At 40.3% G+C, this 11,242-nt stretch carries 1 protein-coding gene; it reads right to left on the reverse strand.

Annotated elements, in window-relative coordinates; translation table 11 throughout:
* A partial coding sequence (locus BSU00_RS05690; RefSeq protein WP_233188608.1) for a hypothetical protein occupies positions 1–11,242 on the reverse strand: 11,242 nt, incomplete at both ends.

Consider the following 11,242-nt stretch of genomic DNA (forward strand, 5'->3'; position numbering starts at 1 on the left):
CTGGTTAAATTCGTCGCAGTATATCCTGAAACAATAATATTGTTGTTGGCGTCTTGCACAATTTTTCTACCGTACTGATAGGAAGAAGCCCCCATAAAAGAAACCCATTCTACCGCATAAGTGTTTGGATCGAGTTTCGCCAAATACATATCCTCTCCACTAACATATGGGTTGACTATATTATACCCACTCCAAGAACTCGTTGCTTTTCCTGTAATATATAAATACCCGTCTTTTCCATATAGTATATCGTCTGTAGAATCAGTACCGGAAGAACCGAACTGCGTTTGTACCTGCGTATCATTAACATAAAAAGAAGCCGAATTACTATTTGAAGCAATTGCATTATTATCTATGGGAGCTGAAATATTATTACATGAATTACATGCTTCGTCTACTCCAGACTCTAAATGGTCTGCTGTACCAGAACTATCGGTATCCGCTGGTGTTACGTATCCGTCACTACCGCTTACAGTACCATCTGCCTCATAACCGGTACCATCAACCTCACCATCCTCATCGGCATCGGTAAACCCTGCTTCTTTCGCATCGAAACAGCCATCACCATCGCTATCGGTGTCTAAATTGTCTGGTGTACCATCGTCATCACTGTCTACACAATCGAAAATTCGTTCATAGCGCAGTCCTATGGCATCACCGGAGTGAGAATCGTCTACAGAAGTGAACGTAAATTCTACCGACTCAATGGTAATATTGCCGTTGGTGGTGATGATGATGAATCCATTGGATAGATACAAATTTTCATCATAAGAGCCTGTTATGGTGTATTCGTAGCTACCATCACCAATTGCCGTCGGACCGCTAAAGCTAGTATGATTTTTTGCGTGAATATTGTATTCGTTTGGCAGAAGAGCAATCCCATTTACTTTCGTGATTTTTAAGTTGAATGTCAATTCTGGATTTTCAATATCGGCAAGGACAATTTTTGAAGATGTTTGGTTTTTATCCGTGTTGGTACTCGTACTAATTTGACTCGTATTGATAATAACCTTACCATTGTTTGATAGGTTTTCCGTTGCTTTTTGACTGTCTGTAAAAATAGTCGTTGCAAATAGATGATTATTGGTCACAACCGTATTGCTAATTTTTCTGACGTTTTCATAGTAAATAGATCCGCCCGATTCTTCTGGGTTAGTTGGGAAGACTACAGAATTTATGGTTCCTGTCACAGGAGTAAAACCTCCGTCATACTCAAATTGATTTACTACCGATGCAAGTTCTATGGCATCAGGACACTCATCGGTATCTAAAATACCATCGTTATCATCATCTAAATCAGTTACATCTGGAGTACCATCGCCATCCGTATCTAATAAACAATCCGCTATTCCATCCTCTAAATGGTCTGCTGTACCAGAATTATCGGTATCCGCTGGTGTTCTGTAACCATCACTTCCTACTACTGTACCATCTGCATTTATTCCGGTACCATCAACCTCACCATCATCATCAGCGTCTGTGAATCCTGCTTCTTTAGCATCGGTACATCCATCACCGTCGGAATCTGTATCTAAATAATCTGGTGTTCCGTCACCATCTGTGTCTATAGTATCATCCCCTTCATCGGTATCTAAAATACCATCGTTGTCGTCATCTAAATCTGTTGCATCTGGTACGCCATCGCCGTCGGTATCTAAATCACAAGCTACTACACCATCCTCTAAATGGTCTGCTGTACCAGAATTATCGGTATCTGCTGGTGTTCCGTAACCATCACTCCCTGCTACTGTACCATCTGCATTTATTCCAGTACCATCAACCTCACCATCTTCATCTGCATCGGTAAACCCTGCTTCTTTCGCATCGAAACAACCATCGCCATCTGCATCTGTATCTAAGTGATCTGGTGTACCATCATTGTCTGTGTCTTGCCCTGTACATAAGGTATCATCTGTCTCCAATAATTCTATGCCATCAATGACAATGTATGATCTGTTATTATAATCAATAGACTCGAACACTAATTCATACAGACCGGTCTCTGGAACTGTAAATGTCATTGTTTCAGTAGACCAACTATCACCAAGGGTCATTAAGGTACTTGTACCAGTGAATGCGACATCAAAATTACCACCGTGTGAACCTGAAAATCCAGGGGAATGATATCTTAATGTCACTTTTATATTTCCATCATTAATAAAATCATAATTTGAGCTAGTATACGCGCCAAAATTAGCCTGTTCAAAACGCAATACATAGGTCGTGTTGTAGGTAAGCGTCACTAATTGACGAATATGTTCATTAGGTCCTAAACCAACAAACGTTCCACCGTCTGATGAAGGCACAGCTGGCACACCCCAACTAGATCCATTACCACCAATTTGTGGGTTGGTGACATCATTCACATCGGGGCTGTCCTCATCCGTCCATGGAGTACCTGGGCCTCCCACGTGAACGGTATCATCTTCTAAACTACCGTTGATTAACAAATTAGCATTAGAATTATTTGTACAGCCTTCATCTGTATCTAAAATACCATCGTTGTCATCGTCTACGTCTATGGCATCTGTAATGCCGTCACCATCATTATCCCCAACTACAATTAGGGTTCCTGAAACCACTGCACCTTCACTAGTTGCTCCTCCACATGTCACCAACAATGGAATAGAATAATTAAAGGTACCTGATTCGGTGGCTGTACCCGAAATGGTAAGGACATTGTTTACCCAAGAGGCTGATAGACCTTCTGGTAAACCGGTTGCTGTACCAATACCTATTGCAGCTGTTGTACTGAACGTAATGTCTGAAATAGCTGAATTTATTGCAAAGGATTGTATGGCTGGATTGTCTAAGCTGTATTCATACAACTTGTCTCCACTATCTCCAACCATAAACATCTTTGTACCATCGCTGTTAAATGCAATTCCTTGTGGATCTGTGTCTTCATCTCGGAGAGTAAAATCTCGTATATAACTAGCACCGGAAACATCAAATGGTGTGGTTAAATGGTATTCATCCACATCATTTTGAGATACACTGTTAACCGTAAACATTTTTGTACCACTACTATTAAATAAAATATCTGTTGATCCAGCTGCCAATGAAAATTCCTGTACCAAATTGGCTGTAGCCACATCAAAGGCAGTTGCCAAACTGTATTCCCTTAGGCCTTTCGTATGCGCAACAATGAACATCTTTGTACCATCAGAGTTGAAGGCAATTCCGTGTGGATTTGGTGATACGGAAAAATTCTGCACAAAAGTGGCTGTGGAAACATCAAAGGAAGAGGTTAAATGGAATTCCTTCACCTCATCTCCATACCAACGGACGATATACAACTTGGTACCCTCTGGGTTGAAGGTCATTCCCTTAGCATGAGTCCCACCGGAATTAAAAGTTGAAATATTCGTTGCCGTAGACACATCATACGCCGTTGATAAAGTATACTCAGTTACAACACCTTGATTCCTAAGAACAAACATTTTTGTCCCATCATTGTTAAACTTAATGTCAGTTGGAATAGTTCCCGTGGTAAAATCTTGCGTAAATACCGCTGATAATATGTCGTGAGAATCATCTGAAACATATGAGATATTGGAACCAAATACGTTGGCTTCTAAATAATCTGCCGTTCCAGAATTATCGGTATCTATGGGTGTACCATATCCATCGCCTCCGGTAACTTTTCCGTCTGCGTCAACCCCAGTACCGTCTACTTGTCCGTCTGCATCTGCATCTGTAAAGCCAGCTTCGAAAGCATCGAAACATCCATCGCCATCTGCATCTGTATCTAAATGGTCTGGGGTTCCGTCGTTATTGGTGTCTTGGCCTTGGCATGTAGACGGACTTTCCTCTAAGATATCTCCAATGATCTCTATTTTACATTGTATGCCATTTGGTGTGGCTTCTAAAACATCAACCTCTAAGGTTAATGTATTAATACCCGTTACCTCAGTTAAAACATAGTTAAAATGTCCTTCACCAGTTATATGTCCTGTCCCTATAATGTAGTCTCCAAGTACACCACCTATAGATGGATTTTGATTGGTTGCTGTAAAATTAGAGGCATCGAATCTATGATAGGAACCATTTACTTTTAATTTGAATATTTCGTGACCTCCATTGGAAGGATTTGCTGCAATATTATGTGTAAGTGCATTAACAGATATTCTAACTTCAGTAATAGGTTTGCTGAATGTAAGTGTCAACACTTCGGATTCATTGAGATGACTTCCATTACTGATTTTATAACCACTAGGATTAAAAGACTGAAACTCCTCATAGACATTGGTATCACTGGAGAGATTAACGGTTAGTGTACTTCCATCTGTGGTCGTAAAATCTTGAGATGTGGTGGTAGTGTTTAATAGTTGGTAAGTATCAAATGTACCTGCTACATTACCACACCCCTCATCGCTATCTAAAATACCATCGTTATCATCGTCTACATCTGTAGCATCAAATATACCATCGCCATCAGAGTCTTGTTTTACGGTTAAAGTTCCTGTAACCACTAAACCTTCACTAGAAGATCCTCCACATTCTACTAATAACGGAATGGTGTAATTAAATACACCCGAAACCGTTGGCGTACCAGAAATGGTCAGTACATTGTTTGCCCAAGAGGCTGTAACACCATTAGGTAAGTTGGTTGCTGTACCAATACCTTTAGCTCCAGTTGTATTGAATGTAATATTTGTTATTGCTGAATTTAGTGTAATTGTCTGTACGGCCGGATTAGCTAAACTGTATTCTAAAATAGCATCACCAGTATGGCCAACCACAAATAGTTTTGTACCGTCATTATTAAATGCAAGTCCGTTAGGATTGGCATCATTTACTGAAATATTCTGCACATAGGAGGCGGTTGAGATATCAAACTCAGTCGTTAGGTTGTATTGATACACAGCTTTTCCTGTTGCGCCAACAACAAACATTTTGCTTCCATCACTACTGAATATAACCTCTTGTGGACTTGAATCTTCGTTAGCAACTGAAAAATTCTGAGCATAGATTGACGATGTAACATCAAAGCCAGTGCTTAGATTGAACTGATTAATGTCTTGCCCCGATGAGCCAATCACATACATTTTGGTACCATCATTATTAAAGGTGATGCCTCTTGGTATGGTTTCATGACCCGATATTATATATCGCTGTGTATATACGGCTGTAGAAATATCGAAAGCTGAAGCTAAATTGTATTCATTTACATCGTCCCCAGAATGACCCGTAATATACATCTTGGTGCCGTCTGTATTGAATGCCACACCTTGCGGAACATTTTCCTGACCTCCTACTGAAAAATCCTGAGTAAAGGTAGCCGTAGAAATATCATAGGCCGAAGCTAAACCGTACTCATATACTTTATCGCCAGTAGTTCCAATGACAAACATTTTGGTACCATCATTATTAAACCTTAAATCAGTCGGTACAGTTTCTTGGTCTGCTACTGAGAAATCTTGAGTAAGTGTAGCCGATGTGATATCGTAAGCACCATTTACCATGTAAGACGCGTTAGCCCCTAATACAGCAGCTTCTAAGTAATCTGCCGTTCCAGAATTATCGGTATCTATTGGTGTACCATATCCATCACCTCCGGTAACTTTTCCGTTTGCGTCAAACCCAGTACCGTCTACTTGTCCGTCTGTATCTGCATCTGTAAAGCCTGCTTCGAAAGCATCGAAACATCCATCGCCATCAGCATCTGTATCTAAATGGTCTGGAGTACCGTCGTTATCGGTGTCTTGGCCTTGGCAATTAGCCGCACCTTCTAACATAACATTACCAAACAATTCTATTTTGTATACAGCTCCATTGGGAGCTCCTCCTAACACATTATTTTCAAAAGTGAGTGTCTCGATACCTGTTGGTTCGGACAAAATGTAAACAAAGTTACCTAAACCATTGTTCATTGAAGCCCCATTTATTGCATAACCATCGGCTGAATTTATGCTAGGATTATTTGCTGTTACCGTAAAATTAGCAGCATTAAAAGCATGATAGGCTCCATTTACCTTCAATCTAAACTCTTCTTGGCCTATATTAGTGATTGAAAGAGCATAGACAGATATTTTAACTTCACTGATGGGTTGGCTGAAGGTTAGCGTCATCTCTTCAGATTGATTTATGTATTCATCATTAACACCAGCGCTACCATTACTCATCCAATAGCCAGTGTAAGTAGAAGCCACAAACTCTTCATGGACACCCGTAGGGCTAGAAAGGGTAACGGTTAATGCAGTTCCCTCTGTGGTGGTAAACTCCTGCGATGATGTCATGGAGTTTAATAGTTGGTAAGCATCAAATGATCCTACAACAACGCCTCCACAACCTTCGTCTATATCTAAAATACCATCGTTATCATCGTCTACATCTGTGATATCAAATATACCATCGCCATCGGTGTCTACTTTTACGGTAAGGGTTCCTGTAACTACCTTACCTTCACTGGTTGATCCCCCACATTCCACAAGTAATGGAATGGCATAATTAAATATACCAGATTCGGTTGGTGTACCAGAAATGGTAAGTACATTGTTTGTCCAAGAGGCTGTCACACCGTTTGGTAAGTTGGTTGCTGTACCTATACCTGTAGCTCCCGTTGTATTGAATGAAAAAGTTGTGATTGCTGAATTTAGAGCAACTGTCTGTACTGCAAGGTTCTCTAAACTGTATTCGTATACACTGTCTCCAGCATGGCCAACCACAAATAGTTTTGTACCATCATTATTAAATGCGAGTCCAGATGGATTGCCATCATCAACTGAAATATTCTGAGCATAGGTAGCGGTAGAGATATCGAACCCTGTTGTTAAATTGTATTGATACACAGCGTCACTAGATAAGCCAACAATAAACATTTTGGTTCCATCATGATTGAATACAACCTCTTGTGGATTTGAATCTTCGTTGGAAACTGAAAAATTCTGCGCATAGCTGGCTGTAGAAATATCAAAGCCTGTGCTTAAGTTATATTCATTCACATCTTTCCCAGCTGAACCAATAACATACATTTTTGAACCGTCGTTGTTAAACGTCACACCATATGGTGTATTCTCTTGACTAATTATTGAAAAACGCTGTATATACGTAGCCGAAGAAACATCGAAAGCTGTGGTTAAGCTGTATTCATTTACATCGTCTCCAGTATGGCCAATAACATACATTTTGGTACCGTCTGTATTGAATGCCAAGCCTTGCGGAGAAGTTTCCTGACCTGCTACTGAAAAATTATGAGTAAAGGTAGCCGTAGAAATATCATAGGCTGAAGATAAACCGTACTCATAAACTTTATCGCCATTACTTCCAATGACAAACATTTTGGTACCATCTTTATTAAACCTAATATCAGAAGGCGTAATTTCTTGGTCAGCTACTGAGAAATCTTGAGTAAGTGTAGCCGATGCAATATCGTAGGCACCATTTACCAAATAAGACGCGTTAGACCCAAATACAGCAGCTTCTAAAAAATCTGCTGTTCCTGAATTATCGGTATCTAAAGGCGTACTATAACCATCACCTCCGGTTACCAATCCGTTAGCGTCGTAACCGGTACCGTCTACCTCGCCATCATTATCTGCATCTGTAAAACCAGCTTCTACAGCATCATTACAACCATCGCCGTCTGCATCTGTATCTAAATAATCTGGCGTACCGTCGTTATCAGTATCCACTCCTGAACAATCCACATAACTAATAGCCTTACCAATACGTACTCCATCTAGAGATAAATATACTCTATTATTTCCTAAGACTTTTGCTACAAACGCTACGGTATGCGCACCTGTAGTAGTTGCTGTATAGGATATACTTTGGGTGTTCCAAGAGGTACCAGGAGACATAGTACCACCGTCTCCAATTACAGTAGTTGGTATTCCGCTACCAGGACTAATTAATACTTCTATTGCACCAATATCAGTATTGTGTGTGTAGTTGTTAACTGGGACGGCATCAAAAAAGGCTTGTTCAAAAGAGATAATGTAAGTTTCGCCCTCCAATAGGGAAATTGTCTGCATTACCCCCTCTCTGTAATCGGGATTTTGAAATCCCGTCGATTGGATTCCTGTCCAGGTACCGCCATCTGTTGAACTCGGTACATTTTCAAAAGTAAAAGAGCTTTGATTATAATTGCCACCTAAAAAAGGGTTGTCTTCATCATTTGTATCATAAGAGGATTCAGAGTAATTAGCAGTGTAATTATCCCAATCGGCATAATTCGTCGTGATACCAATAGGTCCATCGAAGGAACCATTGGTAAATAAATTGGTTTCATTGGTATTTACAATGCTACAACCTTCATCGGTATCTAAAATACCATCGTTATCATCGTCTAAATCTGTTGTATCCAAAACACCATCGCCATCGGAGTCTTGTGTTACGGTTAAAGTTCCTGTAACGGTTGTCGTTCCACATCCGCCAATTAAAGGAATAGAGTAATTAAACACCCCAAGAGCAGTTGGCGTACCAGAAATGGTCAATAGATTATTTGCCCAAGATGCCGAAAGACCATCAGGTAAATTGGTAGCAGGATCTATACCCGTTGCACCTGTTGTATTGATGGTTATATTGGTAATTGCTGTATTAATTACCAACGTTTGCGTTGCTGGATTATCTAGATTGTATTCATAAACCTTATCACCAACACCTCCAACAACATACATTTTTGTACCCTCGTTGTTAAAGGTAACACCTTGTGGTACTAAATCTTGATCAATAATTGAAAAGTTCTGAATATAAGTGGCTGTTGAAAAATCATATGCGGTAGACAAATTATATTGACTCACATCACGTGCACTTAATCCAATAATAAACATCTTTGTACCATCATTGTTGAATGATAACCCTGTTGGAGTCCCCTCTTCTGTTGCCACTGAAAAACTATTAACATAAGTAGCTGTCGTAATATCAAAGGCCGTGGTTAACTGGTATTCATTTACATCGTCTCCAGCTGTTCCTATGACATACATCTTGTCACCAACGTCATTAAAGGCCATGGCTCTTGGATTATTTTCTTGAGCAGATATCACAAAACGGTCTACATAAGTGGCGGTAGATACATCAAAAGCTGTCGCTAAACTATATTCATTAATATCGTCTCCAGCATAACCAACTATATACATCTTGGTTCCGTCCGTATTGAAGGCTAGTCCATTTGGATTTGCTTCCTGAGTATTTACAGAAAAACGTTGTGCATAGGTGGCAGTCGCAACTTCGTAGGCCGAGGTTAAATGGTATTCATTGACGTCGTTGCCGGTATCTCCAAGAATATACATCTTCGTACCGTCATTATTGAACACAATATCCGATGGAGCGGTCTCTTGAGCAGCTACAGAAAAATTATTAACATACGCAGCTGTAGATATATCATAAGCACCGTTCACTGTGAATGTATGGTATGATACCGTTACATCCGCTTCTACATAATCTGCCGTTCCAGAATTATCTGTATCCGCAGGGGCACCGTAACCATCGCTTCCGGTTACACGACCATTAGCGTCAACTCCTGTACCATCTACTTGTCCGTTAAAATCGGCATCTGTGAAGCCTGCTTCTATAGCATCTGGGCAGCCATCACCATCACTATCTGTATCTAACTGGTTTGGGATTCCATCACTGTCTGCATCGCACACAGCACTAGAATCATTCTCATCCAAACTACTCACAAAGAAATCATCAACCATTATTGCATTCATAACTGAACCTGTTGCCGGACGAATACTAATTGATATATTTGCTATATCAAAAGGCGCTGTAAAAGTTGATGCATAATATAACATCTCTGTACCGGTAATATCAATTTCATCGAGTAACACGGCTCCAGCGGGTATGGATTGATTTGTATTACCTGTTCGATTCGGATAACGATTCCCATATATTTCAAGCGTTACCGTATCTTCATTGTTGTAATCAGGGGCTGCGAATTTACCAGATGCTGCCCATAAAGACCAATTTATGTTGGTTCCTGAAGGAATGACCGATGAGAGGTTATGAGAAAGGCCTTCTTTAGTTGTTGATTCATTATATACAATACCTATGTAATTATCACCAACTACAGGAGTCTGATAACTAAACCATGCTGGCTCATAGCCGCCTTGCTTATTTAAGTCGGGAGTACCAGTGTTCCAATTAAACCAGTCAGCTAACAAGCCTCCCTGTCCCTGATTAGTAGGTGTGTAGGTTTCAAAAGAACCGCCCACTATGGCATTTGTACCACTTGTACCACACTCCAATATATCTAAAATACCGTCGTTGTCGTCGTCTACATCTACATCGTCTTTTATGCCATCACCATCGGTATCGGGCACTGGGTTACACGCTTCGTCTATACCCCCCTCTAAATGATCTGCTGTACCAGAATTATCGGTATCTGCTGGTGTTCCGTAGCCATCACTTCCCGCTACTGTTCCATCAACGTTAAACCCTGTACCATCTACTTCACCATCGTCATCCGCATCGGTAAAGCCTGCTTCCTTAGCATCCGAACAACCATCGCCGTCACTGTCAGTATCTTGTGCATCTGGTATGCCATCATTATCGGTATCGATACAACTGTTAGGAATGGTTAGACCAGACCAATCGATATCCTGTGTATCGAATCCATTGGCACCATTATAATAGCCCATAACAGCTACAGAGCTTATTCCGTAGCCTTGATTTCCTGTTTGGTTTTTGTACGCGGTATTCCATTCTGAATACGTGGTTTTTGCTGCATCATCGGAACCGTCTGTTATACCTGCTCTGATATTGTTACCATCTTCCGATATCTCAATAAATGCGGAATAATTAGATATAGTTGCAGTGGTTAGTTCATAATTCACCAAGGAAGTGCCACTATCTGAATATAATATAAGGTATGGAACACCACTAATATTTCTTAAGGCAGGAACAGGGCCATTTGTACCTATAACTATACTCTTGTTATCACTCCAATTAGATTTTTGTATACCAAAATAAAACTTATCGTTAACACTCAATTCACTGTACACATCCAGTAAAAAGTCACCGTCAAAAACAATACGTTGCCCTTTTTGGATATTACCATCTATAGAAACCCAAGAAGTACCAGTTATAACACTTCCAGACTGCTTGTCACTTGGTCCTTCTAGTGTTACACTCGAGGCACTTAAAATATTTAAGCATCCTTCGTCCGTATCTAAAATACCATCATTATCGTCATCTAAATCTGCGCTATCCGGTTTACCATCCCCATCGGTGTCTTGGGTTATGGTTAGTGTAAACGATTGTTCATGGGTACAAATTCCATCGGAAGCTCTAACGG

This window comes from Tenacibaculum sp. SG-28 (genome assembly GCF_002954385.1).
In the GTDB taxonomy this organism is placed as follows: Bacteria; Bacteroidota; Bacteroidia; order Flavobacteriales; family Flavobacteriaceae; genus Polaribacter.